Genomic DNA, 25,391 nt, shown 5'->3' on the forward strand with positions numbered 1-25,391 from the left:
AGTCATGCCTGCATCCCGGGCGGCCCGCCGGGCCGGCCAGTTCTGCACCGGCCTCGGGGCATTTGTCGTCCTGATCGGACTACTGGTCGGGGCGCCCCTGGCGCTGCTCGCCCTGGCCGGCAACCCGCTGCCGGACCACGTACCCGGGCTGGACGAGATCGGGACCGCGCTGACCAGCCGGGACGACGGCCAGCTCTTCCTGCGGGCCCTGGCGGTCGCCGGCTGGGCCGGCTGGGCCACCTTCGCCCTCTCGGTACTCGTCGAGATCCCGGCCCGGATCCTGCGCCGGCCGGCGGTCCGGCTGCCCGGACTCGGCCGGCAGCAGCGGCTGGCCGCCACCCTGGTCGGCTCGGTGGCCCTGGTCCTGGCGGTCAGCCCGGCCGCCACCGCTGCCGCCACGGTGGTGGCGTCGACACCAGCGGTGGCCGCACCGGGGACGGCGGTAACGCACCCCGGAGGCGCGACGCAGCCGGCCCGCGCGGGACAGGCATTCGGCGCGGGGCAGGCGGCCGGCGCGGGGCAGGCGGCCGGCGCGGGGCAGGCGGCCGGCGCGGGAGAGACATTCGACGCGGGACAGGCACTCGGCGCGGGACAGGCGGTGGTCGGCGGAGTGCCGGCGGCGGCGGTGCGGGGTGGGCCGCCGGTCAGCGGCGACGGGCCGGCGTCGGGGCCGGCACCGCACTGGCTGGCGGCGGAACCGGCGTCCGGACCCGCGCCGCAGTGGCTGGCCGGGGAGGCGGCGGAGCAGCCGGAGCCGGTCTACCGGGTCGAGAAGGGCGACTACCTCGGGCACATCGCCGGGCGCTACCTCGGCGACTTCGACCGCTACCCGGAACTGGCCAAGCTCAACGAGATCGGAAACCCGGACCGGATCCGGCCGGGCCAACTGCTGCACCTGCCGTCGAGCGCCGAGGACCGGGGCGTACGCGAGCACGCCACCGGACTGGTCGCGACCCCGCCGCCGCCCGGGGGCTGGCCGCAGGCCGTACCCGGCCAGCCGGCCGCCCCGGAGGCCGGACAGCCGGACGCGCCGCAGCCACCGACCGACCCGCAGTTGCCGGCCGACCCGCAGTCACCGGCCGATACGGCGCCCGCCCAGCCGTCGACGGCCGAACGGGACGGCGGCGGGTACACGGTCACGGCCTCCCGGGCCGGTGCGGCCGAGGAGGTGAACCGCCCGCTCGCGGTCTCCGCGGTGATCGCGGTGGCCAGCATCGTCGGCGCGCAGGTGGGTGCGGTCCTGGGACTCCGGAACCGCTCGGGCCGCCGGCCCGTCTTCGGCCGGCACCGCCTGCGTGAATGAGCCGAGCCAACCACGCGAACGAACCGACCCCGCCGCACGACCGGCCCAGGTGTGCCGCACGAACTGACCCAAGTGCGCGGGACGGGTCGATTCGGGTGCGCCGCACGAGCCGGCCCAGATACGCGGAACGGGTCGATTCGGGTGCGGCTCAGGGCAGCCGGGTCTGTAGGACGCCGCCGACCACCCGGGTGGGCAGGACCTGCTGGTCGCTGCTGGCCGGGCCGTGCACCACCTCGCCGCCGTCCAGCTCGAACATGCTGCCGTGCCAGGGGCACTTCACGCAGGTACGGCCGTTCTCCCGGACGACCTGGCCGGCGCCGAGCGGACCGCTCTGGTGGGCGCACCGTTCCAGCATCACCGTGACGTCGTCGCCGTCCCGGTAGACCACCACCGCGATGTCGTCGATCCGCCGGGTCAGCAACTCGTGCTCCGGCAGCGCGGACATGTCCGCGACCGCGTGCCAGCCGTCCTCGATCCGGCGCAGGTCCGGCACACCCTGGTTGACGTTGGCCGCCTGCTTGTAGGCGAGGTGGCCGCCGAGGAAGCCGCCGCCGCCGGCCGCCGCCAGACCCAGGTAGCCGAGGGTACGGCCGAGACCGTGCCGGCCGGAGAGGCGGGCGGCGAGCGAGCCGGCGTACATCGCGATGGCGACGCCGTTGGCGAGCGCGTGCACCAAGCCCACCCGCTGCTGCTCCCGGGAGAGGGCACTCCAGTCGTTCCAGCCGGAGACCGCGCTCGGCACCGCCGTGGCCGTGCCGAGCGCCACCAGGGTGGTGGCGGCGCGTCGCTGCTGCGGCATCAGGTCGAGGACGGCGGTACTCACCCAGGCGCCGATCGGCACCTGCACCAGGGCCGGATGCAGCGGATGCCCGATCGGTACCCCGTGCAGGACATCGCGTAGCCACTGCGGCCGGATCGCCCCGGCGACCACCCGCTGGAAGCGTTCCGCCGTCCGGTCCAGGCCGCTAGCCTGCTCAAGTTTCAGGAGTGCTCGCACCGACTGGGACTACCCGCCCCGTGGGTGGACAAACTTCGCACGCCGTCGGACCGGCCAGTACCCTCGAACGGGTTACCGGGACCGGCTCGGGGTAGACCGGCCGGCATGCGGGTCGCGATCACCGGAGCCACCGGCAACGTCGGTACGGCGTTGCTGCGCCGGCTCGCCCGGGAACCGGACGTCGAGGTGGTCGGCATCGCCCGGCGCTGCCCTCCACCGGACGCCGGGCAGCCGTACGATCTCGTGCGGTGGCACGCCGCCGACCTCGGTGACCCGGCCTGCCTGCATCCGCTCGCCGAGCGGCTGGCCGGGGTGGACGCGGTGGTACACCTGGCCTGGCAGGTCCAGCCCGGCCAGCACCCGGCGCGGCTGCGCCAGCTCAACCTGGGCGGCAGCCGGCACGTCCTCAACGCGATGCTGGCCGCCGGGGTGCCGAAGCTGGTGCACGCCTCCTCGATCACGGCGTACGCGCCCGCCCCGGCCGACCGGCGGATCGACGAGGACTGGCCGGTGGCCGGGGTCGGACGCTTTGGCCACGGCGTCGACAAGGCGGCCGTGGAGGCGATGCTCACCGACGCCGTACGGGACTATCCGGTGCTGCGGGTGACCCGGTTGCGTACCGCCCCGGTCCTCGGGGGCGACGTCGGGGCAGAGGTCGCCCGGCACTTCCTCGGTCGGTTCACCCCGGTCCCGCTGCTCCGCTCCGGCCGGCTGCCGGTGGTGCCCCGGCACCGTCGGCTGCGGATCCAGGTGGTGCACGCCGACGACGTCGCCGAGGCGTACCTGCGGGCGTTGCACAGCGACCGGACCGGTGCGTTCAACATCGCCGCCGAGCCGGTGGTCGGCGGCGGACTGCTCGCGGCGGAGCTGGGCGGCTGGGCAGTACCGCTGCCGCTGGGCCTGGTCCGGCTGCTGACCCGGGCCGGCAGGCGGGCCCGACCGGTGCCGGTGGACGGGAGCTGGCCGGAACCGGGCGCGTCGGTACCGCTGCTGGACTGCTCGCGGGCGGAGCGGGAGCTGGGCTGGCGACCCCGGCGGGACGCCCGGGAGACGCTGCGGGAGACGCTCGCCGGAACCGCCGCCGGACCGGAAACGGCCAGACCGGAAACGACCGGACCGCCGCCGCGCCCGGCCGAGCGGGTCACCGGCCGCCAGGCCGGCTGACCGCCAGGCCGGCTGACCGCCAGGCCGGCTGACCGCCAGGCCGGCTGACCGCCAGGCCGGCTGACCGCCAGGTGCGATCTCGGGCGGCGCGGACGGAAAGCGGCCCGGCCGCCGGCGTCCGGGTGGCACAGTGGGACGCCATGGACCGAAGTCAGGTACAGAGCTGGATCGGCGGGTACGAGCGGGCCTGGCGTACCCCTGGCACCGAGACCCTCGCCGCGCTCTTCACTCCCGACGCGAGCTACCTGCCGGGGCCGTACCGGGAGCCGGTGGTGGGGCTGCCGGACATCGGCGAGATGTGGGAGGCCGAGCGGGCGGGCCCCGCCGAGGAGTTCGACATGACCAGCGAGATCGTCGCGGTCGACGGCGACGTGGCGGTGGCCCGGCTGGAGGTCCGGTACGGCACCGGGGAGGAATTCCGGGACCTCTGGATCATGACGTTCGCCGGGGACGGCCGGTGTGCGGCGTTCGAGGAGTGGCCCTACTCTCCGCCGAACTGACCGGCACCGCCCCAGGTGTCTCAGCGCAGGCCCAGCATCGCCTGGGTGATCGCGTCGGTGACCGCGTTCCGGCCGTCGCCCTTGGCGTCGGTCGAGGTCACCGAGTAGGCGGCCCGGAATCTCCCGTCCTCGGAGGCCGCGATCGCGGCGGAGTAGCCGTACCGGGCTCCGGACTTGGCCCAGAGAACCTCGCCGTTCGGCAGCGGAAAGGCGGTCAGCCCGGCGCTGTGCTGTGCGGGGCCGCCGGCCACGTCGTCGACCGGCGGCCGGGTGAACATCTCGGCGAGCTGGGCGGGCCGGGAGCAACCGGCCGCCGAGCAGCGCCCGGGTGAAGGTGTCCAGGTCGGCCACTGTCGAGACCAGGTCACCGAGGCCGGGGTGATGCTCTGGTTCCAGTTCGTCACGTCCACCAGCCTGGTCGTGCCGTTCCGGGTGACGCTCAGGTACCGCTGGAACGGGGCGGCCAGGTCGATCCGGCGCTCGGCGGCGAGTTGCGGCACCACCGTGGCGGTGCAGACCTTGGTCACGCTGCCGATCCGGAACCGGGCGCCCGGTCGACCGCTTCCGACATCCGGGGCGTTGCCCGGACCAAACCCTGAGGCGCCCGCCTGGGGGGTCCGGGTAACGTCGCCCCCGAAGAGACCGAAGAGACCGGCGAGACCGGCGAGACCGGCGAGCGGGGGTACGGGTTGACCGGGCAGGACGACGTGGACGGCCGGACGGCGGCCCGGGGCGAGGACCCGGCCGGGGCCGGGTCGGCACGGCTCACGCCCGGCCAGCCGGTGACGGTTCACCTGGTCAAGGCACCCCGACCGGACCTGCGCTATCCCGCCTCGGTGGTCTCCGACGACGGTAACCACCTGATCGTCCAGGCACCCTGGGCGAACGACGTGGTGCGGGACATGGGCTTCGTCCGGTTCGAGCCGGGCGACGTCTGGACCGAGCACTACTGGCGGGACCGCTGGTACTCGGTCAAGGAGGTGTACGACGCCGCCGGCACCCGCAAGGGCTGGTACTGCGACGTGACCCGGCCGCCGACCGTGCGCGACGACGTGCTGGTGGTCCCCGACCTTGACCTCGACCTGTGGGCCTCGGCCGACCTGAGTGAGGTGTACCGGCTCGACGAGGACGAGTTCGTCGCCAGCGGCCTGCCCGAGCGGGAGCCGGCCACGGCGGCCCGGGCCCGGCAGGCCCTCGACGAGCTGGCCGAACTGGCCGCCGACGGCTTCGACACCCTCACCGGCCGCTGACCCGCCCGCTCCGGGCAGGCCACTCCGCCGGCAATCCCGCACCGCCGGCAATCCGTTCGCCCCGGTGATCCGTTGGCCCGGTTAATCCGTTCGCGTCGCGGCTGACCCGGGTCGCAGGATGATCGGCATGTCTGGGACGTACACCTGTGCCGTGGGGCCGTCAGGCGCGCGGCCGGCGCCGGGCGGCGCACGCCGGCTCGCCGCGCTGGTCGGGCCGGACGCGGTGCCGCCGCCGCTGCTGATGCTGCTCGGCATGGTCTCGACGCAGGTCGGCGCGGCGATCGCCACCGGACTGTTCCGGACGGTGAGTCCCGGCGGTACCACCGCGCTGCGGCTCGGCTTCGGCGCCCTGGTGCTGGTCGCGGTGGTCCGGCCGACCCTGCGGCTCGGACCGCGCGCCGCCGGGCTGGTCGCGGCGTTCGGGGTGGCGATGGCCGGGATGAACCTGGCCTTCTACACCGCGCTGCAACGGGTACCGCTCGGCGTCGCGGTCACCATCGCGTTCACCGGACCGCTGCTGGTCTCGGTCGCGGCGAGTCGCCGGGCCCGGGACGTCGGCTGGGTGCTGCTGGCCGGGCTCGGGGTGGCGCTGCTCGCCGGCCTGCTCGGTCCGGGCGGCGGCGCCGGCCCGCTGGACGGTACGGCACTGGCCTGGTGCGGGCTGGTCGCGCTGGGCTGGGCCGGGTACGTCGTGTTCGGCAAGGCGGTCAGCACCCGGCTGGGCGGCAGCCGTGGACTGGCCCTCGGGATGGTGGTCGGCGCGGTCTGCGTACTGCCGTTCGGGGTCGCCGGCAGCGGTGCGGCGCTGTTCGACCCGTGGACGTTGACGCTCGGCCTCGGGGTCGCGCTGCTCTCCTCGGTGCTGCCGTACTCGGCCGAGATGGCGGCACTGCGCCGGATGCCGGCCCGGGTCTTCGCCGTACTGCTCAGCCTGGAGCCGGCGGTGGCGGCGCTGGTCGGGCTGACCCTGCTGCACGAGACGCTGGGCTGGCCGCAACTGCTCGGCATCGGCTGTGTCGTCGCCGCCTCGCTCGGCGCGCTCACCGCCCGCTCCGGCCGGTCCGAGCGGTCCGGCTGAAGGCGCGGTCACCGCCCGCTCGACCGGCCGGCCGGAGCGGTCCTAGCGGTCCGGGCGGTCCGGCTGAAACCGTGGCGGTATCGACCGGAACCGCCGGGGATATCGAGGGGTGCGGACAGGATGCGCGGCGGGCATTCTTGTCCGGTGGGGGTTCGAGTTGAGCAGAACGGTCCGGTCCGGACGGTCGTGCTGTCCCGGCCGGAGACCAGGAACGCGGTGGACGGCCCGACCGCCCGGGAGCTGGCAGCCGCGTTCCGGAGCTTCGACGCCGAGCGGGACGCCTCGGTGGCGGTGCTCTGGGGCGAGGGCGGCACCTTCTGCTCCGGCGCCGACCTGAAGGCGATCACCACCCCCAGCGGCAACCGGGTCGAGCCGGAGGGCGACGGCCCGATGGGTCCGACCCGGATGCGACTGGGCAAGCCGGTGATCGCCGCCGTCTCCGGGTACGCCGTCGCGGGCGGGCTCGAACTGGCACTCTGGTGCGACCTGCGGGTCGCCGAGTCCGACGCGGTGTTCGGGGTGTTCAGCCGCCGCTGGGGCGTACCGCTCATCGACGGCGGGACGGTGCGGCTGGCCCGGCTGGTCGGGCAGAGCCGGGCGATGGACCTGATCCTCACCGGCCGCCCCGTGCCGGCCACCGAGGCGTACCAGATGGGGCTGGTCAACCGGCTGGTCGAGCCGGGCGAGGCACGGGCCGCCGCCGAGGCGCTGGCCGCCGAGATCGCCGGTTTCCCGCAGACCTGCCTGCGCAACGACCGGCTCTCCACGCTGGCCGCCGCCGGCCGGCCGGAGGAGGAGGCGATGCGCACCGAGCTGGCGTACGGGATGAACTCGCTCGCCACCGACGCCACCGACGGGGTGGCCCGGTTCACCGCCGGAGAGGGCCGGCACGGGACGTTCGACCCGGCCTGAGTCCCGGCACGGTCTGAGCCCCGGCACGGCCGGAACAGCCGGAACGATCAGGCCGGCAGTGGCGGCAGCGGTAGCGGGATCGCCGGCAGGCCGTCGAGGCTGCTGCCGACGTGGTCCTTCCGCTCGCAGTACGCGGCGAACTCCTCGTCGGTCTTCCGGCCGAAGTAGTCGGAGTGCAGCGTCCGCTCCTCCCGGTAGTCCATGAACGGGACGGAGTAGCCGCAGCTGTCGCTGATCCGCCGCGCGGTGACCAGCACGATCGCCCGCTGCCCCGGCGAGTCGGCCTGCTCGGGGAAGTGCCGGATCAGCTCTGCCCAGCGGGGGTCGTCCCGGAACACCGGTTCGCCCCGGCCGTGCACCCGGACGATGTTCGGCGGGCCGTCGAAGGCGCACCACATGAGCGTTATCCGGCCGTTCTCCCGCAGGTGCGCGACGGTCTCGGCACCGCTGCCGCCGAAGTCGAGGTACGCCAACGTCTGCTCGTCGAGCACCGCGAGCGACCCGGCGAGCCCCTTCGGGGAGAGGTTCACGTGCCCGTCGGCGTCGAGCGGTGCGGTCGCCACGAAGAAGACCTTCTGGTCCTCGATGAAGCCGCGCAGCCGGCCGTCGATCCGGTCGTAGGTCTTTCCCATCGACCCGCCCTCCCCCGTAGTGCCCACCCCACGGTAGCCGAGTGGATCGACCACGGCGCGAGCCGACCGGCAAAGGCCGGCACGCACCAGCACGCCTCCGGTGGGGGTCGGCGTACCCACCGGAGCGGCTGGGCCGGGCGCCGTCAGCCTGCTTCGGCGGTACGCAGCCAGACGGCGGTGTCCGGGGGCAGCAGGTCTCCGTCGGCGGGGCGGCTGGCCAGCAGGCGGCTCTGGTGCGGGGGCAGCGGCACGGGCGCGTCGGAGAGGTTGAGCACGCAGACGAACCCGGGATCGCGGGCGAAGGCGAGTACGCCGTCCGGTGCCGGCAGCCAGCGCAGCGTGCCGTCACCGAGCGCGGGCAGGCCGCGTCGGATCCGGATCGCCTCGCGGTAGAGCTCCAGCATCGAGTGCGGATCGCTGGTCTGGGCCTGCACGGTCTGGTCCTTCCAGGCGGCCGGCTGCGGCAGCCAGGGCGGTGCCGTGGCGTCGTCCGGGCTGAACCCGAACGGTGCGGTCTCGCCCGACCAGGGCAGCGGCACCCGGCAGCCGTCCCGGCCCGGGTCGACGAACCCGGACCGCGGGTACATCGGGTCCTGGCGCAGTGCGGGCGGGATGTCCTCGATCTCCCAGAGCCCCAGTTCCTCGCCCTGGTAGACGTACGCGGCGCCGGGCAGGGAGAGCGAGAGCAGCGCGGCGGCGCGGGCCCGGAGCGTACCCAGTTCCAGGTCGGTGTAGGTGCCCTCGCGCTTGCTGGCGAAGCTGAACGTGGTGTCGGCCCGGCCGTACCGGGTGACCACCCGGGTGACGTCGTGGTTGGAGAGCACCCAGGTGGCCGGGGCGTCGATCGGGGCGTGTTCGGCGAGGGTGCCGTCGATGCTCGCCCGCAGCTTCGCCGCGTCCCAGGCGCAGGTGAGGAAGTCGAAGTTGAAGGCGGTGTGCAGTTCGTCCGGGCGCAGGTAGTTGGTGAACCGCTGCCGGTCCGGCAGCCACACCTCGCCGATCAGCGCGCGCGGCTCGGGATAGCTGTCGGCGATCCGCCGCCAGCTCCGGTAGATGTCGTGCACCCCGTCGAGGTCGTGGAAGGGATGTGCCGCCCCGTCGACCACCTCGGGCAGGGTGGCGTCCTTGAGCAGCAGCGCCGCCGAGTCGATCCGGATGCCGTCCACTCCCCGGTCGAACCAGAACCGGAGGATGTCCTCGAACTCGGCGCGTACCCGGGGGTGGTCCCAGTTGAAGTCGGGCTGCTCGGCGGCGAAGAGGTGCAGGTACCAGTCGCCCGGGGTGCCGTCCGGGTTGGTGGTCCGGGTCCAGGTCTGGCCGCCGAACTCGCCGATCCAGTCGGTCGGCGGAAGGTCGCCGCCGGGGCCGCGACCGGGGCGGAACCAGAAGAGTTCCCGCTCCGGCGCGTCCGGGCCGCCGGCCAGCGCGGCCTGGAACCACGGGTGCTGGTCGGAGCAGTGGTTCGGCACCAGGTCGGCGATGATCCGCAGGCCCTGACCGTGCGCCTCGGCGATCAGCTCCTCCACCTCGGCGAGCGTCCCGAAGACCGGTTCCACGGAGCGGAAGTCGGCGACGTCGTAGCCGGCGTCGGCCATCGGCGAGGGATACCAGGGACCGAACCAGATGGCATCGACGCCCAGTCCGGACAGGTAGCCCAGCCGCTTGCGGATGCCGGCGATGTCGCCGACGCCGTCGCCGTTGTCGTCGGCGAAGCTGCGCGGGTAGACCTGGTAGATCACCGCGTCTCGCCACCACCGGCGGCGCTGGATTGTGGACACGAGTACCTGCTTCCTGGACCTCTGAAATCGCCTCGTCTGGACCTTCGAATGCCTCGTTTGGTGTCGATGACGATACAAAGCGGAGCGCCTTGCCGCAATAACGCGACAGAATTCTGAAAGATGACGACTTTGAGGTGTCCAGGCCGGAGGCGCACGACAGCCGCCCCGGTTCGGCTGATCGCGGGGCCGGTCGGGGTGGGGGCCGAGGGGGTGCCCGGCCGCCGGGCGGGTCAGTGCCCGGGTGCGGGGGCGGTCGAGCCGCGTACCACCAGCTCGGGCTCGAAGAGCAGCTCGTCGGTGAGTACGCCGACGCCGTCGATCTGGTGCACCAGCAGGTCCACCGCGGCCTGGCCCATCGTCTCGATCGGCTGCCGCACCGTGGTCAGCGGCGGATCGGTGCAGGTCATCAGCGCCGAGTCGTCGAAGCCGACCACCGAGACGTCGGCCGGAACCGAGCGGCCGAGCCGGCGGGCGGCCCGGATGGTGCCGAGCGCCATCACGTCACTGGCGCAGATGATCCCGGTGACGCCGCGCTCGATCAGCTTGCTCGCCGCGACCCGGGCCCCCTCCATGGAGAAGCTGGACCGCTCGACGCACTCCTCGTCGTCGGCCCAACCGGCGACGTTCGCCATCGCCGCCAGCTTCCGGCGGGACGGCACGTGGTCGGCCGGCCCCAGCACCAGCCCTATCCGGTCGTGGCCGAGCGAGCGCAGGTGCCCGTACGCCTGCTCGACCGCCACCGCGTCGTCGGTGGAGACGCACGGGAAGCCCAGCTCGTCGACCCCGGCGTTGACGAGTACCACCGGCAGGCCCCGGTCGGTGAGCCGCCGGTAGTGGTCGTGCGGGGCGTCGGCGAGCGCGTACGACCCACCGGCGAAGATGACCCCGGAGACCTGGTGGTCGAGGAGCATCTCCACGTAGTCGGACTCGGAGATCCCGCCGATGGTCCGGGCGCAGAGCGCCGGGGTGAGCCCGCGCTGGGCCAGCGACCCGGTGACCACCTCGGCCAGGGCCGGGAAGATCGGGTTCTGCAACTCCGGTAGGACCAGCCCGACCAGCCGGGCCCGCTCGCCGCGCAGCTTGCTGGGGCGCTCGTAGCCGAGCACGTCCAGGGCGGTGAGCACGGCGACCCGGGTGCTCTCCGAGACCCCGCCCCGGCCGTTGAGCACCCGGCTCACCGTGGCCTCGCTGACCCCGGCCTTGCGGGCAACCTCGGTGAGTCTTCTGGTCACGGCGGCGATGGTACGGCAGCCGTCTGCAAAAACCGAACCAAAGTTCGCCGCGCTACTGCAACAGGTCGCGTACCGCTGGCTCGATCGCGCGGTGGAACGTCGGATAGGCGTAGATCATTGCAGCCAGCGTGCTGACCGGGACCTCGGCGTGCACCGCCACGGCCAGCGCGCTGAGCACCTCGCCGCCGACCGGACCGGCCGAGGTGGCGCCGACCAGTACGCCCCGGTCGGCGTCGGCGACCAGCTTGACGAAGCCCTCGTCGCCGACCTGGTGGATCCAGCCCCGGGTGGAGTCGGAGAGCGGGGTGAAGCCGGTCCGGACGTTCAGCCCGCGCTCCCGGGCCTGCCGCTCGGTCAGCCCGACCGCGCCCACCTCCGGATCGGTGAAGGTGACCCGGGGCAGCGCCCGATAGTCCGCCCGCCGCCCGCCACCGGCCGGGTCCCCGAGCTTCCCCAACTGTCCGTCGAGCTTGCCGGCCTGGTCGTCGAGCTTGCCGGCCCGGCGCAGGATGTCGTCGACCGCGATGCCGGCCTGGTACATCGCCACGTGGGTGAAGGCGCCGTGTCCGGTCAGGTCGCCGACCGCCCAGATGCCGTCGCCGGCCCGCATCCGGTCGTCCGTCTCCACGAACCGCCGGGTCGGGTCCAGCCCGACCGTCTCCAGGCCGAGCGTGTCGAGTACGGCCCGCCGGCCGGTGGCCACCAGCAGCCGCTCGCCCCGGAGTTGGTCGGAGTCGGCGAGGTGCACGGTGAAGCCGCTGCCGTCGTGCTCCACCCGCTCGGCGCGGGCCCCGGTGTGCACGGTCACCCCGTCCGCGCGCAGCGCCGCGGCGACCCGCTCGGACGACTCCGGCTCCTCCAGCGCGAGGATCCGCTCGCCCGCCTCGACCATCCCGACCCGTACCCCGAACCGGGCGAAGACCTGGGCCAGTTCCGCGCCGATCGCCCCGCCGCCGAGTACCACGAGCGACTCGGGCAACTCGGCCAGTTCGATCGCCTCCCGGTTGGTCCAGTACGGCGTACCGGCCAGTCCCGGCAGCGGCGGGATCACCGGGGTGGTGCCGGTACCCAGCACGACGCCGACCCGGGCCCGGAACGTCTGCTCGCCGACCTGCACCAGGCCGGGGCCGACCAGCCGGCCACTGCCCCGGACGAAACGTCCGCCCTTGCCGGTGAACCGCTCGACCCCGGCGTCGTCGGTCCAGCCGGCGGTGGCCTCCTCGCGGATCCGCCGGGCGACCGTGTTCCAGTCCGGCTCGACCCGGGCGCGGCCGGCCAGGCCGTCGACCCGGCGGGCCTCGGCCAGCGCGTTGGCGGCCCGGATCATCATCTTGCTCGGCACGCATCCCCAGAACGGGCACTCGCCGCCGACGAGGTTGCGCTCGACGCCGACCACCGAGAGGCCGGCCGCGGCGAGCCGGTTGGCCGCCTCCTCGCCGCCCACGCCGAGCCCGACCACCACCACGTCCACGTCCACCGTGCCGTCCGCGTCCACGTCCGCCGGGACGTCCGGACCGCCGGTGCCGGCCGGCTCCACCCGCCTGCGTTGCTGTTCAGCCATACCGCCAGCTTTCCCGATCCGTACCCGGTCAGCCAGCCTCGCGGCGAGCCGGAGCGGCGCGGCGGCACCCGTGGAAAGTGCCTCATTCCCGACCAGATGGCAAAACCTGTCAGCATCTGACGTAATGAAGTCGTGTCTTTTCACGTGACGATCGAGATCTTGCGGTAATGAGTCGTCCTCGCTACAGTGACCGCACTCACACCCGACGCCACACAGCTCCCGTTTCAGAGGGGATGCCACAGATGTCCGTACCGCACTACCGGAGGGCCGCGGCACTCGCGCTCGCGGCCGGCCTGGGACTCAGCCTCCCGGCCTGCTCGACCAAGAGCGACGACGGCGACTCGAACGCCGGTGGCAAGGTCACCATCACGGTCGACTGCCAGCCGGTCGGTTCGCAGAAGGAGCTGTTGCAGAACTGGAACGCCGACGTCGCCGAGTTCCATCGGCAGAACCCCGACATCACCATCAAGAGCGTCAGCGTCGGGGAGCAGTGCAACAACCCGCCGGACTTCACCGCCCGGCTCGCCGGCGGCACCATGACCGACGTCTTCTACGGGTACATGACCGACCTGGCGCAGGTGCTGGACTCCGGTCAGGCGATGGACATCACAAAGTACGCCGACAAGGAGTCCGTGCCGACCTGGGAGAGCATCGATCCCACCCTCAAGGAGGTCTTCAGCGACGGCGGCAAGCTCTACGCCCTGCCGGCGAAGAACTACTCGATGGGCCTGGTCTACAACAAGACGCTCTTCCAGCGCGCCGGGCTGGACGTGAACAACCCGCCGAAGACCTGGCCCGAGGTGCGCGACGCGGCCAAGAAGATCTCCGCGCTCGGCGACGGCATCGCCGGGTACTCCGAATACAGCGCCGGCAACACCGGCGGCTGGCACTTCACCGCGCTGCTCTACTCGCAGGGCGGCCAGGTGCTGACCCCGGACGGCGGGAAGGCCGACTTCAACAACCCGATGGGCCGGCAGGTCCTACAGAACCTCAAGGACATGCGGTACGGCGACGACAGCATGGGCGCCCGCCAACTGCTCCAGTGGGGCGACCTGCTGACCAACGCCGCCGCCGGCAAGGTCGGGATGTTCGTCGGCGCGCCGGACGCCACCCAGGCGATCGTCAGCCAGTTCCAGGGCAGGTTCCAGGACTGGGCGATGGCCCCGATGCCCGGCCAGGACGGTCCGGCCAAGGGGACGCTCGGCGGTGGCGAGGGCTACTTCTTCAAGAAGGGCCTCAGCCCGGAGCAGGTCCGGGCGGGCCTGAAGTGGATCGCCTACCAGAAGCTGACCCCGGGCAAGGGCCAGTTCGACTACGTACGGGCCAAGCCGCAGAACTACCCGGTGGGGCTGCCGCAGCCGCTGCTCTTCGCGAACGGCAGCGAGGCACAGAAGCAGGAACTCGAACTGCGCAAGGCGAACGCCAACGTCGACACCGCCAACTTCGCGCTCTTCGAGGCGACCCCGGTCCCGATCCGGGGTGAGCCGCGCAACGCGCAGGCGGTCTATGCCGTGCTCGACGCCGCGATGTCCGGGGTGCTGACCAACCCGAACGCCAACATCGACACGCTGCTGAAGACCGCCGAGGAGAAGGTCAACCAGCTGCTCGCCGCCGAGAGCTGACCGGCGAATCCGTGCGGGAGCCGGTCAGCTCCGGCTCCCGCACCGACCTAGGAGTTGCCTTGGCGATCACCACCGCTCCGGATACCACCAGACCGGGTCGTCCCGTCCGGCCGTACCCGGCACCGCCCCGGCGCGGCGGCGGGCTGGGCCGGAAGGTGCGGGACAACCTCACCGGGCACGCGTTCCTGATCGGCGCGGTGGCCTGCTTCGCCGTCTTCTCGTGGTATCCGATGATCCGCGGCGTCGTGATGAGCTTCCAGCGGACCCGGCGCGGCGAGACCACCTGGGTGGGCTGGGACAACTATCTCCGGATCGTCGACGACCCGAGCTTCTTCACCGCCTGGCGGAACACCCTCTACTTCACGGTACTGGCGCTGGTCCTCGGCTACGCGGTGCCGTTCTTCGTGGCGATCCTGCTCAACGAGTTCCGGCACGCCAGGGGATACCTGCGGATCCTGGTCTACCTGCCGGTGATGCTGCCGCCCGCCTCGGCGCTCTTCCTCTTCAAGTACTACGCCTACGACCCCAGCGAGGCGGGCCTGTTCAACGCGGTCCTCGCCGCGCTGCACCTGCCGACCTCCGAGTGGATGCAGTCGCCGGGGATGACGATGCCGGCGATGGTGCTCGCCTCGACCTGGATGAACATGGGCAGCGCCGTACTCATCTACCTGGCGGCGTTGCAGAACATCCCCGGCGAACTCTACGAGGCGGCCGAGCTGGACGGCGCCGGGATCTGGCGGCGGATCGTCAACGTGACCGTCCCGCAGACCCGGCTGATCCTGCTGCTGCTGGCGATGCTCCAGATCGTCGCCACCATGCAGCTCTTCATCGAGCCGCTGATCCTGGCCAACGGTGCCGGCGCGGAGGACTCGGCGACCTCGGTGGCCTACCTGATCTACCAGCACGGGTTCTTCCAGAACGACCTCAACGGCGCCGCCGCGCTCGGCGTGATCATGCTCGTGGTGCTGGCCGGCTTCTCCGCCGCCTACGCGCGGCTGACCTCGAAACAGGACTAGGACGGGCGGGACATGGCACAGGACTCCGGCACCCGGACCCTCATCTCCCCGGCCCAGCTGCGCCGAGGACGCGGTCGGGTCGTCTACTGGACCCTGCTCACCGTCGTCGTCGTCGGCTGCACGCTCGTCTTCCTCGGCCCGCTGTACTGGATGGTCACCGGGGCGCTCAAGTCCGGGCAGGAGATCGCGCAGACCCCGCCGACGCTCTTCCCGCAGGACCCGCAGCCGCGCAACTACGTCGACGCGTGGCACAACCTGGACCTGGCGAAGCTGCTGTTCAACACGTTCTACTACGCCGCCGGGGCGCTGCTGTTCCAGCTCGTCCTGGACACCGCGGCGGCGTACTCGCTGTCGAAGCTGCGGCCGGTGCTCGGCAACGCGATCCTCGGGATGATGCTGGCGACGCTGATGATCCCGGCGATGGTGCTGATCGTCCCGCAGTACGTGACCGTGATCGACCTGCCGATCCTGCACGTCAACCTGCTCGACTCGCCGTTCGCGATCTGGCTGCCGCTGGTCGCGAACGCGTTCAACATCTTCCTGCTGAAGCGCTTCTTCGACTCGATCCCGGAGGACCTGATGGCGGCGGCGGTGGTGGACGGGGCGGGGCCGCTGCGCACGCTCTGGTCGATAGTGCTGCCGATCTCGCGCCCCATCCTCGGGGTGGTCTCCATCTTTGCCGTGACGGCGGTCTGGAAGGACTTCCTCTGGCCGAAGCTGGTGATGCCCTCGCCGGAGACCCGTACGGTCAGCGTCGGCATCTACGCCTTCTCCGCCGGTACCCCGATGAACGTGGTGGTGGCCGCCTCGGTGATCGCCGCCATCCCGACCGTGGTCATCTTCCTGGTCTTCCAGCGGAACATCATGTCCGGCCTGACCACCGGCAGCCTCAAGGGCTAGCCGGCAGCCTCGACCGGTAGCCGACCGGCTCGACGGACAGTCAGCCCAGCCCGACAGCCAGCCTCCGGGACGGGCCGGGCGGGGCGCCGGGGGCCAGCACCGGGGTGCCGGTCGGGGTCAGCAGGGCACGGGCCACCACCGCCGCCCGGCGGCTGCGCGGCACGACGGCCCGGCCGGCGAAGACGTCGTACCCGGCGGCGACCACCTCGTCGAGGATCCCGCCGTAGAGCAGGTAGGCGGTGCGGATGCAGGACTGCGAGGCGGGGGCGAGCAGGGTCACCCCGGGCGCCGCGGCCAGGTAGTGCTCCCGGGCGCGGCGCACCTCGTACTCGACCAGTTGCCGGATCGGCGGCGTGGCCCGGCCCTGTCGCGCGGCGGCGACCAGGTCGGCGGGGGTGACCCCGAATCTCGCCAGGTCCTCGCCGGGCAGGTAGACCCGGCCCCGGTCCAGGTCCTCGGCGACGTCCCGGATGAAGTTGGTGAGCTGGAAGGCGAAGCCGAGCTGCCGGGCCGGCTCGCGGGCGGCGGCCGGGTCGGCGCTGCCCAGGATCGGCAGCATCATCGTGCCGATCACCGCCGCCGACCCCTCCATGTAGTCGAGCAGGTCGGCGTAGCGGGGGTAGTCGGTGACGGTCAGGTCCATCGCCATGCTGCGCAGGAACGCCGCGAAGTCGGCCCGGTCGAGGTCGAAGACCGCGATGGTGTGCAGTACGGCCGGCAGCAACGGGTCGGTCACCGGCTCGCCGCGCAGCCCGGCGAGGAACCGTTGCGACCAGTCGGCGAGCCGGGCGGACCGGGCCGAGGTCGGAAGCTCCTCGGTGCGGTCCACGATCTCGTCCGCGTACCGGGTGAAGCCGTAGAGCGCGTGCACGTGCCGCCGTTTCCAGGCGGGCAGCAGCCTGGTCGCGAGATAGTAGGTCCGACCGTGCCGTCTGTGCAGCTCACGACAGCGTTCATAGGACCCGCCGAGACTGGTGTCCACCCGATCCTCCCGAGCCTGATCGACGCATCAATCGACGCAACTTCTGCGACCAGGGTACGCTCGACCGGCTCTCCCGCGCGCGGTTCCCGGGCTGTCCGGCCGACAGGAAGCGATCTTTCAGTTACAAAAGCGGGAAGATGGGTGCCTTCGGTGACCGTGGCCGCAGGATGATTGTCGACTCCAGGAGGTGATCGGGTGCGGACCGTGACGGGACCGACCGAACGGGTGGTGGTGGTCGGCGCCGGGCTGGGCGGGCTCGCCTGCGCCCTGCACCTGGCCGGCGCCGGCCGGCAGGTCACGGTGCTGGAGCGGGAGTCCGTGCCGGGTGGCCGGGCCGGCCGGCTCACCCTCGACGGGTACGAGTTCGACACCGGTCCGACCGTGCTGACCATGCCCGACCTGCTCGCCGAGGCGCTCGGGGCGGTCGGCGAGGAGCTGACCGACTGGCTCGACCTCGTACCACTCGACCCGGCCTACCGGGCGCACTACCCGGACGGGTCCACCCTGGACGTCGTCACCGACACCGCCCGGATGGCCGCCGAGGTCGCCCGGGTCTGCGGCCCCCGCGAGGCCGACGGCTACCTGCGGTTCGTCGACTACGCGCGGCGGCTCTGGCAGCTCGAACGCGCCGACTTCATCGACCGCAATCTGGACAGCCCCACCGACCTGCTCACCGGCAACCTGCTCCGGCTGCTCGCCGCCGGGGCCTTCCGGCGGTTGCAGACCAAGGTCGACCAGTTCTTCGCCGACCCGCGCACCCGACGGATCTTCTCCTTCCAGGCGATGTACGCCGGCCTCGCCCCGCACGACGCGCTGGCGATCTACACCGTGATCTCCTATCTCGACTCGGTCGCCGGGGTCTGGTTCCCGCGCGGCGGCATCCACGCCGTCTCCCGGGCCCTGGCCGGCGCCGCCGAGAAGCACGGGGTACGCGTCCGGTACGACCGCACGGTCGACCGGGTGGAGACCTCCGCCGGCCGGGCCACCGGGGTACGCACCACCGACGGTGAGTTCGTCCCGGCCGACGTGGTGGTGCTCAACCCGGACCTGCCGGTGGCGTACCGCGACCTGTTGCCCGACGCCGCCCCGCCGCGCCGGCTGCGCTACTCGCCCTCCTGCGTGGTGCTGCACGTCGGCGCCCGGCAGGGCTACCGGGGCATCGCCCACCACAACATCCACTTCGGGCGGGCCTGGCGGCGCACCTTCGACGAGGTGATCCGGCGCGGCGAACTGATGTCGGACCCGTCGCTGCTGGTCACCAACCCGAGCCGGACCGACCCGTCGGTCGCACCGACCGGCCGGCACGGCTACTACGTGCTCGCCCCGGTGCCGAACCTGGACCGGGGCGCCGGGCTGGACTGGCGCGGCGACCTGCCCCGCCGGTACGCCGACGAGCTGCTGGGCACCCTGGAACGCCGGGGCTACCTCGGGCTGGCCGACAGCGTCGAGGTACTCCGCATCGTCACCCCGGCCGACTGGGCCGACGCGGGAATGGCCGCCGGTACGCCGTTCGCGGCCGCGCACAACCTGTGGCAGACCGGCCCGTTCCGCCCCGGCAACCTGCACCGGACACTGCCCAACGTGGTGTTCGTGGGATCGGGTACCCAGCCCGGGGTGGGCGTGCCTATGGTGATGATCTCCGGGAAGCTCGCCGCCGCCCGGGTGACTGGAGGTGGCTCATGACAGCCGACCGGGAGCGGCACCTGGTGGAGCTGGTGGACGAGGCCGGCACCCCGCTCGGTGCCCGTACCGTGGAGGAGGCGCACCGGCCGCCCGGCCAGCTGCACCGGGCCTTCTCGGTGCTGCTCGTCGACCCGGAGGGCCGGATCCTGCTCCAGCAGCGGGCCGCCGCCAAGACCCGGTTCCCGCTGCGCTGGGCCAACGCCTGCTGCGGACATCCGGAACCCGGCCAGCCGCTCGACGTCGCCGCCGGCCGGCGGCTGCGCGAGGAACTCGGGGTCGAGGCGGTGCCGCTCACCGAGATCGGCGTGTACCTCTACCGGGCCGAGGACCCCGGCACCGGCCGGGTGGAGTACGAGTACGACCACGTGCTGCTCGGCGACTTCGACGCCGCTCGCGCCGTGCTGCCCGACCCGGACGAGGTGGCCGACCTGCGCTGGGTACACCCGGACGAGTTGCGGGCCGGGCTCGACGCCGACCCGGACGCCTACGCGCCGTGGCTGGCCGGGGTGCTCGGCCGGCTCACCGAGCGGTCGCGTTCGTCGGCGGCCGGGGCGGCGCGGCGGGCGGGGAACCGCGGCCGGTGGGAGCAGCCTCCGGCACCCACGGGTCAGGAGGAGGACAACCCGGCGGAGTGGTCGGGTGGCCGATGACGGACTGAGCGCCGGGGCCGTCGCGCGGCGGCTCGGCGTCGCCGTCACCACCCTGCGGAGCTGGCACCAGCGGTACGGGCTGGGCCCGAGCCGGCACGTGCCGGGTCGGCACCGGCGGTACAGCGTCGAGGACCTCGACCGGCTGGACGTGATGGCCCGGCTGACCGCCGAGGGAGTCTCCCCGGCCGAGGCGGCGCACTGGGCGCGCGCCGGTGCCGTACCCGGGGCGGAGCCGGACCGGGACGTGCCTGCGCGTGGCGCGCCGGACCGGGACGTGCCGGAGCGGGGTGTGCCTGCGAGGGGTGTGCCGGCGCGGGCCGGCGGCGGTGCGGTGATCGCGGTCGGCCGGGCCGGGCCGGCGGCCCGGGGTCTGGCCCGGGCGGCGATGCGGCTCGACCCGGTGGCGATGCGCGCCGGCATCGACGCGGCGATCGAGGCGGACGGGGTCGTCGCCACCTGGGACCGGTTGCTCCGGCCGGTGCTGGTCGGCGTCGGCGAGCGGTACGCCGCGAGTGCCGGGTACATCGAGGTGGAGCACCTGCTGTCCCGGTGCGTGTCCGAGGCGCTGGCCGCGGTGCCCCGGCCACGGGCGGGTGCCGCGACGCCGCGGATCCTGCTCTGCTGCGCCGACGAGGAGCAGCACAGCCTGCCGCTGGAGGCGCTCGCCGCCGCATTGGCCGAGCTGGGTGTGCCGTGCCGGCTGCTCGGCGCCCGGGTGCCGGCGGTGGCCCTGGTCGACGCCGTGCGCCGGACCGCCCCCCGGGCCGTGGTGGTCTGGTCGCAGCGGCCGACGACCGGTGACCCGGCCCAACTCGCCGCGGTACGGTCCGGCCCGCAGCCGCCGCCGCTGCTGGTCGCCGCCGGACCCGGCTGGCGGTCCGACCTGCTGCCCGCCGGGGTACGCCACCCCGCGACCCTGGCCGACGGGCTGGCGATGCTGCGGGACGTACCCGGATCTTCGGGAAGCTGACCGGGTTACCGGCCATTCGAGACATCACCACCGTACGTACTTCCGCTAACGTGGGGCAGCCGTAACCCGAAAACCCCTCGGGAGCCACCCGATGACCCGACGTACGGCGCTCGCCGCCAACCTCGTCATGTTGGTGCTGCTGTCCGCCTGCGCGAACGGCGAGCCGGCCCCGACCCGCTCGCCGTTGCCCTATCCGACGATCCCGCAGGTGACCGCGACACCGTCGGCCGCGCCGACCGGCACCGCCCCGCCCGGCACCCCGCCGACCAAGCCGAATCGGAAGAAGCCGGCCAAGCGCGGCACCGTCGGCCCGCTGAACACCCAGCGGCTGACCGGGACCCGCGCCGTGGCGCTCACCTTCGACGACGGCCCTCATCCACAGTGGACGCCGAAGCTGCTGGACCAGCTGCGCCGGGCGCGGGTCCGGGCCACCTTCTGCGTGGTGGGGGTGAAGGTGCGCAAGTACCCGGCGCTGGTCCGCCGGATCGCGCGCGAGGGGCACTCGCTCTGCAACCACAGTTGGCAGCACGACCTCAAGCTGGGCAGCCGGAAGTCGGACCAGATCCGGGCCGACCTGAGCCGGACCAGCCAGGAGATCAGGCGGGCGGTGCCGGGCGCCGAGATCCGGTACTACCGGCAGCCCGGCGGCAAGTGGACCCCGTCGGTCGTCGCCGTGGCCAGGTCGCTCGGCATGAGGTCGCTGCACTGGGACGTCGACCCGACGGACTGGGACAAGAAGACGACCACCCCGCAGATCAGGGGGCGGATCGCCCAGCAGGCCCGGCCCGGCTCGATCGTGCTGCTGCACGACGGCGGCGGTGATCGAAGTCGCACCATCGGCGCCTGCCCCCAGGTGATCAGCTCGCTGAAGCGGAAGTACGGGATAACCCTGCTGCGGTGAGGGAGTTTGGGGTAGTTTGTCCGATGGGCAATACCGGTTTGGCCGGGCGGCTGGCCATCACGTATGCTTTCGAAGCCTCCGGCGGGGCCGGATGGGAGCACAGCCGCTGAAGTTGTCATGTGCAATGATGGCGGGGCCGCCCTCATCGTCTAGCGGCCCAGGACGCCGCCCTTTCAAGGCGGTAGCACGGGTTCGAATCCCGTTGGGGGCACGACCCCGGTCTCGGCCGGGGAGCAGTGAAGAGCAAGGTCCTGTGGAGCAGTTGGAGTGCTCGCCGCCCTGTCAAGGCGGAGGTCGCGGGTTCAAGTCCCGTCAGGACCGCCAGCGCCGCTCGCCGCGCGTGTGCACGCGCGGCGTTCTGCGTTTCGGAGCAGGTTACCCAGGGCGGCAGTGGGAACGTCACCCAGGTAACATGAGCCGAGCAACCCGGCCAGGTAGCTCAGTTGGTACGAGCGTCCGACTGAAAATCGGAAGGTCGGCGGTTCGACCCCGCCCCTGGCCACATAGCCTTTCGCCGGGCTATTCAGAACGCCTACCAGCGGAAACGCCGGTGGGCGTTCTTTCTTCCGGAGGTCAGCAGACAGCGCCGTCCGGCTCGGCGGAGTTGTAGAAGGATTCGAAGGGACCGGCCTGGTCTGTGCCAGCGCCTGGCCACCCCGGGCCGAGGAGCAGAAGCATCGACCATCGCGACCGACCTGGTCGGATGGGCCGGGTAGTAGACAAGCGCGGCTGTGCCGTCCGCCCATGTAGACCGCCACTCGCCATAGCGGTTTAGCCAAGCGCGCTTGGCCCAGCATGGTAGGCTCCCGGCATGGCGGGGTTCTCCGAGGATGACCTGCGCGCGGTTGTCGCCAGGTACGATACGACCCGGGCAGCCGTGTTGACGCAGCGAGACGAGCAACTGCGGGCGTTTCACGCGGCTGGTTGGCGACCGGTGGATCTGCAGCGAGTAACCGGATACAGCCGGGAGACGATCCGCCAGGCGCTACGGCCGGAAGTCCGACAGGCGACCAACATCAGCCGGCGGAAGACGTCCGCCCAACCACCGGCTGACTACCGTTCCTACGGCGACCGGAAACCGTACGTCGTGGCCAACGCTCTCGACGCGCTGAACGGCCCGACACAGGGCGTGGTCACGCTTCCCCGTCATCTGGACTGGTCTGGTCACGGCGAGTACGACCTGAGCCGGCCCGGACGTCTCGCCAGCATGTACAAGGTGGTACTCACCGAGGCCGGCACGGTTGGGGACCTCAACGACTGGCTCGACGCCGAACTGCTGCTGCGGCTTTGGCCCACCCTGTGGTTGCCTGCCCCACTGCGCCAGCGGTGGGAGGAAGCCTTTCCTGAGCTCGCCGCGACCCGGCCGAACGCCGCGTAGGTATGGATCCCTTTCACGAACGCCTCGCTCGCACGGGACTCGATGCTGCCGATCGCTACGGCTTCGCCCTCGCCGGTGGCTATGCGGTCCAGGCCGCCGGCCTTCTCGAGCGGCCCAGCGAAGACGTTGACCTGTTCACTGCCTGGGACCGCCGCGACGAGTTCACCACTGCGGTCACCGCTGTTCTACACGCCTACCGTGACCAGGGAATGACCGTTGATGTCGAGCGGCAGTACGACACGTTCGCCCGGTTGACGGTGACAGACGGCCGTCAAGTCTCCAAGGTGGAACTCGGCGTAGACTGGCGCGCCAACGAGCCTATCCTCCTGGCCGTCGGTCCGGTGCTGCATCCGGACGACGCGCTCGCCAACAAGATGAGTGCCCTGTACGGGCGGGCGTTTGCCCGTGACTTCATCGACATCGACGCAGCCCTCCGATCCGGCCGCTACACCCATGAATCTCTCCTTGAACTCGCGCAGCGTGCCGACCGTGGTTTCGACCGACGAGTCTTCGCAGGTGCCCTCGGGCAAGCCGGTCTGCTCGATCCTGACGACTTCGCCCGGTACGGCGTCAGTGGCCAGGCGCTGAGCGCTCTCCGCAACCGGTTCGCCGCATGGCGTCGCCAGCTACTTGATGGGTGAAACGCGGAAGCCGATGACGCCCGCATGTGATGCGGCGGAACCAACCTGCTTCTGCCGGACGGTGACGGACTGCTCTTCGGGTGTTCCGAATCGACGCGAGCGGTTCCGGGGGCAGAAGACTCGGTGGTCCGTTCGCACTCTGCCCGGACCGGTCGGAGGCGACTTCCACCCCTACGTCCGTCCCGGTTCCGCCTGATCGCCGCCCTCAGCCCATACCGGGCGGATCCCGGGTGGCTAGGCGGTCCGCCACTTGAGCGGGTCGATCCACAGCACCCGACGCACGGCCGTCGCCGGCGTCCGACCCCTCGACCGCATCCCGACGGTCGGCGGCCGGTCGAACCCGATCAAGCGCTATCCGGAGCGTAGGCACGGCGCAACACTGCGACGATGTCGTATCCCCCACCGCAGGACCCCTGGAACCAGCAGCCGCCGCCAGCCGTCCCGGGTCAGCAGCGACCGGCACCCCCGCCCCTGCCCGTACGGCCACCGCGCAAGCTGACCGGCGCACAGCGGCTCGGTGTCGCCGTACTCGGCGTCCTCGGGCTCTTCGTGCTCGCCTGCTGCGGCACGTCCGTCGTCTCCGCGCTCTCCCCGGACGGTGACAGCGGCGGCGACGCCGAGCGGGAGCCGGCGGCGGCACAGGTCAGCAGCCCACCGACCACGCCACCGCCCGTGGTGGTGGTGATCAGTGCCCCCGAGCCCACCCCGCCGGCCACCACCGCCGCTCCCGCACCGCCCACGCCGACCAGCAAGGCCCCGGCGAAGCCGGTCTACTACAAGAACCGTTCCGCCGTCCGGGCCGCCGGTGCCGCCCCGATCCGCCGGGGCGATCCCGGTTACGGCCGCCACCTCGACCGGGATGGCGACGGCGTCGGCTGCGAGTGACGAGTGATCACGTAGCGTCCGGCCGGCCAGGGCAGGCCCGACGCTACGTGCTGCCGCGTGGCGTCGTCGGGTTCGCCGGGGCGGCGCGGCGGTGCAGCCGGCTCAGGTCGTCGGCGAGTGCGGCGAAGAGGGCGAGCAGCGCCGCGAGACCGGTACTGGCCCCGATGGCGAAGCCGCGTTCGGACCCGTCCGGCGCCAGCAGCACGCCGAGTATCGCAGCGACGGCGGCGAGCAGCAGCATCCCGATCCGGCCGGCCCGAGCCAGCAGCACCGCCCGGCCCAGCCGGGTCGGATCGGCCGTGCCGGTACCGAAGCCACGGCGGGCGTACCAGGCGGCGGCGGTGAGGGTGCCGGCGCCGAGCATCCCTGCCAGACCGACGACCGTCCACGGCAGCCCGATCCGGTCGGCGCCGGACCGGGCCGCCGCCAGGCCCGCGCGGGCGACCAGGGCCGACACCAGCACCGCCAGCAGGTACGTGGACGCCGTCAGCAGCAGTCGACGCCGGAGCCGACGGCCGTCCATCCGGTACGCGGCGGGAACGTCGTCGGACACGCCGATGTCTCCTTCCCACCGCCGGCAACCCGGTCCGGACACCGACTCTGCCGGCTCGGCAGCGGCGTCTCCGGTCGATGCTACGAGCCGGGGAGCTATCTGGCCGGGCGGCACGGCGGCTATTCGGAGCCGGTGCCGCGGTCGCTCGGGATCGCCGTTTGATGATCTACCGTTCGGCGCAGGGATCGACCGCCCGTCGATGTCGAAGATGCACAGCTCACCAGCAGCCGGTATGGTCCCGGCGTATGGGACAGGAGACTACGAACGCCTCCGACATCCACCAGGACACCAGCACGTACTCGGTGCGCAGCAGCCTCCGTGTCCCGGGGCCGGCCGACCGGGCCTTCGCCGTCTTCACCGAAGGTCTCGCCGACTGGTGGGTCAAGGAATACACCTGGTCCGGCCCGCAGAAACTGGCCAAGCTCGGCATCGAACCGGGCAGCGGCGGCATGCTCTACGAGATCGGCCCGCACGGGTTCCGCGCCGACTGGGGTCGGGTGCTGGAGTGGCAGCCGCCCCGACGCCTGGTGTTCAACTGGCAGATCGGCCCGGACCGGGCGCCGGTGCCGGATCCCGCCCACAGCAGCGTGGTGGAGGCCCGGTTCGCGCCGCAGGCCGACGGGACCACCCTGGTCGAGGTGGAACACCGCGACTTCGACCGGCACGGCGAGGCCGCCGAGGGATACCGCGAGGCACTCACCGCCGGCTGGTACGAACTGCTCTCCCGGTACGCGACAGCCGTCGGGCACGCCGACGCACCGGACTGAGCGCCAAAGGCGTACCGGACGGCCGGGGCGTACCCG

25 protein-coding genes and 3 tRNA genes are annotated in these 25,391 nt (G+C 72.5%); 20 read left to right on the top strand and 8 right to left on the bottom strand.

Annotation, left to right across the window (positions count from 1 at the left end):
* The first annotated feature begins 4 nt into the window (after nt 1–4).
* Complete coding sequence (locus O7626_RS33020; protein ID WP_278064910.1) at nt 5–1,303, top strand: LysM peptidoglycan-binding domain-containing protein; 1,299 nt, start codon at nt 5–7, stop codon at nt 1,301–1,303.
* A gap of 148 nt (nt 1,304–1,451) precedes the next feature.
* On the opposite strand, the gene O7626_RS33025 is transcribed toward O7626_RS33020, so the two are convergent.
* Nucleotides 1,452–2,300: a Rieske (2Fe-2S) protein gene (locus tag O7626_RS33025; RefSeq protein WP_278064911.1), complete on the bottom strand. Its 849-nt coding sequence runs from the start codon at nt 2,298–2,300 to the stop codon at nt 1,452–1,454.
* 105 nt (nt 2,301–2,405) lie between these two features.
* On the opposite strand from O7626_RS33025, the gene O7626_RS33030 reads away from it, so the two are divergent.
* Nucleotides 2,406–3,464 (top strand): NAD-dependent epimerase/dehydratase family protein, encoded by a 1,059-nt coding sequence (locus O7626_RS33030; protein WP_278064912.1) that lies wholly within the window; start codon nt 2,406–2,408, stop codon nt 3,462–3,464.
* Between the two features lie 140 nt (nt 3,465–3,604).
* Nucleotides 3,605–3,964 (top strand): nuclear transport factor 2 family protein, encoded by a 360-nt coding sequence (locus O7626_RS33035; RefSeq protein WP_278064913.1) that lies wholly within the window; start codon nt 3,605–3,607, stop codon nt 3,962–3,964.
* 20 nt (nt 3,965–3,984) lie between these two features.
* On the opposite strand, the gene O7626_RS33040 is transcribed toward O7626_RS33035, so the two are convergent.
* Nucleotides 3,985–4,758 (bottom strand): serine hydrolase, encoded by a 774-nt coding sequence (locus tag O7626_RS33040; protein ID WP_278064914.1) that lies wholly within the window; start codon nt 4,756–4,758, stop codon nt 3,985–3,987.
* On the opposite strand from O7626_RS33040, the gene O7626_RS33045 reads away from it, so the two are divergent.
* From O7626_RS33045 to O7626_RS33055, 3 genes are all read left to right on the top strand, one after another.
* Nucleotides 4,654–5,214 (top strand): DUF402 domain-containing protein, encoded by a 561-nt coding sequence (locus tag O7626_RS33045; protein ID WP_278064915.1) that lies wholly within the window; start codon nt 4,654–4,656, stop codon nt 5,212–5,214. The genes O7626_RS33040 and O7626_RS33045 overlap by 105 nt on opposite strands.
* Nucleotides 5,215–5,341: 127 nt before the next feature.
* On the top strand, nt 5,342–6,292 hold the full coding sequence (locus O7626_RS33050) for an EamA family transporter (protein WP_278064916.1): 951 nt from the start codon (nt 5,342–5,344) through the stop codon (nt 6,290–6,292).
* Between the two features lie 144 nt (nt 6,293–6,436).
* Nucleotides 6,437–7,204 carry a crotonase/enoyl-CoA hydratase family protein gene (locus O7626_RS33055; protein WP_278064917.1) on the top strand — a complete coding sequence of 256 codons (768 nt, stop codon included), beginning with the start codon at nt 6,437–6,439 and terminating at the stop codon, nt 7,202–7,204.
* A 47-nt stretch (nt 7,205–7,251) separates the two neighbouring features.
* Here the strand turns inward: O7626_RS33055 and O7626_RS33060 are convergent, their stop codons facing one another.
* The 4 genes from O7626_RS33060 to O7626_RS33075 all read right to left on the bottom strand — a co-directional run bounded on the left by O7626_RS33060 (nt 7,252) and on the right by O7626_RS33075 (nt 12,407).
* Complete coding sequence (locus O7626_RS33060) at nt 7,252–7,836, bottom strand: pyridoxamine 5'-phosphate oxidase family protein (protein ID WP_278064918.1); 585 nt, start codon at nt 7,834–7,836, stop codon at nt 7,252–7,254.
* A gap of 143 nt (nt 7,837–7,979) precedes the next feature.
* On the bottom strand, nt 7,980–9,614 hold the full coding sequence (locus O7626_RS33065; RefSeq protein WP_278064919.1) for a glycoside hydrolase family 13 protein: 1,635 nt from the start codon (nt 9,612–9,614) through the stop codon (nt 7,980–7,982).
* 230 nt (nt 9,615–9,844) lie between these two features.
* On the bottom strand, nt 9,845–10,846 hold the full coding sequence (locus O7626_RS33070; protein ID WP_278064920.1) for a LacI family DNA-binding transcriptional regulator: 1,002 nt from the start codon (nt 10,844–10,846) through the stop codon (nt 9,845–9,847).
* Nucleotides 10,847–10,898: 52 nt separating this feature from the next.
* A complete protein-coding gene (locus O7626_RS33075; protein ID WP_278064921.1) occupies nt 10,899–12,407 on the bottom strand; it encodes an NAD(P)/FAD-dependent oxidoreductase in 1,509 nt (502 codons plus the stop codon).
* 242 nt (nt 12,408–12,649) lie between these two features.
* On the opposite strand from O7626_RS33075, the gene O7626_RS33080 reads away from it, so the two are divergent.
* From O7626_RS33080 to O7626_RS33090, 3 genes are read left to right on the top strand one after another with little or no spacing between them, the layout of a single operon-like run.
* Nucleotides 12,650–14,029 (top strand): extracellular solute-binding protein, encoded by a 1,380-nt coding sequence (locus O7626_RS33080; RefSeq protein ID WP_278064922.1) that lies wholly within the window; start codon nt 12,650–12,652, stop codon nt 14,027–14,029.
* A gap of 59 nt (nt 14,030–14,088) precedes the next feature.
* Entirely contained in the window at nt 14,089–15,045 is a 957-nt protein-coding gene (locus tag O7626_RS33085) for a sugar ABC transporter permease (RefSeq protein ID WP_278064923.1), read from the top strand.
* 12 nt (nt 15,046–15,057) lie between these two features.
* Complete coding sequence (locus O7626_RS33090; protein WP_278064924.1) at nt 15,058–15,945, top strand: carbohydrate ABC transporter permease; 888 nt, start codon at nt 15,058–15,060, stop codon at nt 15,943–15,945.
* Nucleotides 15,946–15,985: 40 nt separating this feature from the next.
* Here O7626_RS33090 and O7626_RS33095 read toward each other — a convergent pair whose 3' ends face one another.
* Nucleotides 15,986–16,927: a phytoene/squalene synthase family protein gene (locus tag O7626_RS33095; RefSeq protein ID WP_278064925.1), complete on the bottom strand. Its 942-nt coding sequence runs from the start codon at nt 16,925–16,927 to the stop codon at nt 15,986–15,988.
* A gap of 195 nt (nt 16,928–17,122) precedes the next feature.
* On the opposite strand from O7626_RS33095, the gene crtI reads away from it, so the two are divergent.
* From crtI to O7626_RS33145, 10 genes are all read left to right on the top strand, one after another.
* Entirely contained in the window at nt 17,123–18,610 is a 1,488-nt protein-coding gene (gene crtI, locus O7626_RS33100) for a phytoene desaturase family protein (protein ID WP_278064926.1), read from the top strand.
* Complete coding sequence (idi, locus tag O7626_RS33105) at nt 18,607–19,260, top strand: isopentenyl-diphosphate Delta-isomerase (protein WP_278064927.1); 654 nt, start codon at nt 18,607–18,609, stop codon at nt 19,258–19,260. Before crtI ends, idi begins: the two co-directional genes overlap by 4 nt.
* Nucleotides 19,250–20,230, top strand: coding sequence for a MerR family transcriptional regulator (locus tag O7626_RS33110; RefSeq protein WP_278064928.1), 981 nt, complete (start codon nt 19,250–19,252; stop codon nt 20,228–20,230). Before idi ends, O7626_RS33110 begins: the two co-directional genes overlap by 11 nt.
* Before the next feature lie 91 nt (nt 20,231–20,321).
* On the top strand, nt 20,322–21,131 hold the full coding sequence (locus tag O7626_RS33115) for a polysaccharide deacetylase family protein (protein WP_278064929.1): 810 nt from the start codon (nt 20,322–20,324) through the stop codon (nt 21,129–21,131).
* Nucleotides 21,132–21,269: 138 nt separating this feature from the next.
* Nucleotides 21,270–21,342 (top strand) — tRNA-Glu (locus O7626_RS33120).
* Between the two features lie 36 nt (nt 21,343–21,378).
* A tRNA-Asp gene (locus tag O7626_RS33125) sits at nt 21,379–21,455 on the top strand.
* 104 nt (nt 21,456–21,559) lie between these two features.
* A tRNA-Phe gene (locus O7626_RS33130) sits at nt 21,560–21,633 on the top strand.
* Nucleotides 21,634–21,942: 309 nt separating this feature from the next.
* Complete coding sequence (locus O7626_RS33135) at nt 21,943–22,509, top strand: hypothetical protein (RefSeq protein ID WP_278064930.1); 567 nt, start codon at nt 21,943–21,945, stop codon at nt 22,507–22,509.
* Between the two features lie 2 nt (nt 22,510–22,511).
* On the top strand, nt 22,512–23,150 hold the full coding sequence (locus O7626_RS33140) for a nucleotidyl transferase AbiEii/AbiGii toxin family protein (RefSeq protein ID WP_278064931.1): 639 nt from the start codon (nt 22,512–22,514) through the stop codon (nt 23,148–23,150).
* A gap of 387 nt (nt 23,151–23,537) precedes the next feature.
* Nucleotides 23,538–24,035: an excalibur calcium-binding domain-containing protein gene (locus tag O7626_RS33145; protein ID WP_278064932.1), complete on the top strand. Its 498-nt coding sequence runs from the start codon at nt 23,538–23,540 to the stop codon at nt 24,033–24,035.
* Between the two features lie 43 nt (nt 24,036–24,078).
* On the opposite strand, the gene O7626_RS33150 is transcribed toward O7626_RS33145, so the two are convergent.
* Nucleotides 24,079–24,588, bottom strand: coding sequence for a hypothetical protein (locus tag O7626_RS33150; protein ID WP_278064933.1), 510 nt, complete (start codon nt 24,586–24,588; stop codon nt 24,079–24,081).
* 245 nt (nt 24,589–24,833) lie between these two features.
* Between O7626_RS33150 and O7626_RS33155 the strand changes: the two genes are divergently transcribed.
* Nucleotides 24,834–25,355: an SRPBCC family protein gene (locus tag O7626_RS33155; protein ID WP_278064934.1), complete on the top strand. Its 522-nt coding sequence runs from the start codon at nt 24,834–24,836 to the stop codon at nt 25,353–25,355.
* The last annotated feature ends 36 nt before the right edge of the window (nt 25,356–25,391 follow it).

The organism is Micromonospora sp. WMMD1102 (assembly GCF_029626265.1).
Classification (GTDB): domain Bacteria; phylum Actinomycetota; class Actinomycetes; order Mycobacteriales; family Micromonosporaceae; genus Plantactinospora.

Coding starts and splice junctions, on each gene's coding strand:
- O7626_RS33020 (WP_278064910.1), top strand. CDS start 5: ATGCCTGCATCCCGGGCGGCCCGCCGGGCCGGCCAGTTCTGCACCGGC.
- O7626_RS33030 (WP_278064912.1), top strand. CDS start 2,406: ATGCGGGTCGCGATCACCGGAGCCACCGGCAACGTCGGTACGGCGTTG.
- O7626_RS33035 (WP_278064913.1), top strand. CDS start 3,605: ATGGACCGAAGTCAGGTACAGAGCTGGATCGGCGGGTACGAGCGGGCC.
- O7626_RS33050 (WP_278064916.1), top strand. CDS start 5,342: ATGTCTGGGACGTACACCTGTGCCGTGGGGCCGTCAGGCGCGCGGCCG.
- O7626_RS33060 (WP_278064918.1), bottom strand. CDS start 7,836: ATGGGAAAGACCTACGACCGGATCGACGGCCGGCTGCGCGGCTTCATC.
- O7626_RS33075 (WP_278064921.1), bottom strand. CDS start 12,407: ATGGCTGAACAGCAACGCAGGCGGGTGGAGCCGGCCGGCACCGGCGGT.
- O7626_RS33080 (WP_278064922.1), top strand. CDS start 12,650: ATGTCCGTACCGCACTACCGGAGGGCCGCGGCACTCGCGCTCGCGGCC.
- O7626_RS33090 (WP_278064924.1), top strand. CDS start 15,058: ATGGCACAGGACTCCGGCACCCGGACCCTCATCTCCCCGGCCCAGCTG.
- idi (WP_278064927.1), top strand. CDS start 18,607: ATGACAGCCGACCGGGAGCGGCACCTGGTGGAGCTGGTGGACGAGGCC.
- O7626_RS33115 (WP_278064929.1), top strand. CDS start 20,322: ATGACCCGACGTACGGCGCTCGCCGCCAACCTCGTCATGTTGGTGCTG.
- O7626_RS33135 (WP_278064930.1), top strand. CDS start 21,943: ATGGCGGGGTTCTCCGAGGATGACCTGCGCGCGGTTGTCGCCAGGTAC.
- O7626_RS33140 (WP_278064931.1), top strand. CDS start 22,512: ATGGATCCCTTTCACGAACGCCTCGCTCGCACGGGACTCGATGCTGCC.
- O7626_RS33145 (WP_278064932.1), top strand. CDS start 23,538: ATGTCGTATCCCCCACCGCAGGACCCCTGGAACCAGCAGCCGCCGCCA.
- O7626_RS33155 (WP_278064934.1), top strand. CDS start 24,834: ATGGGACAGGAGACTACGAACGCCTCCGACATCCACCAGGACACCAGC.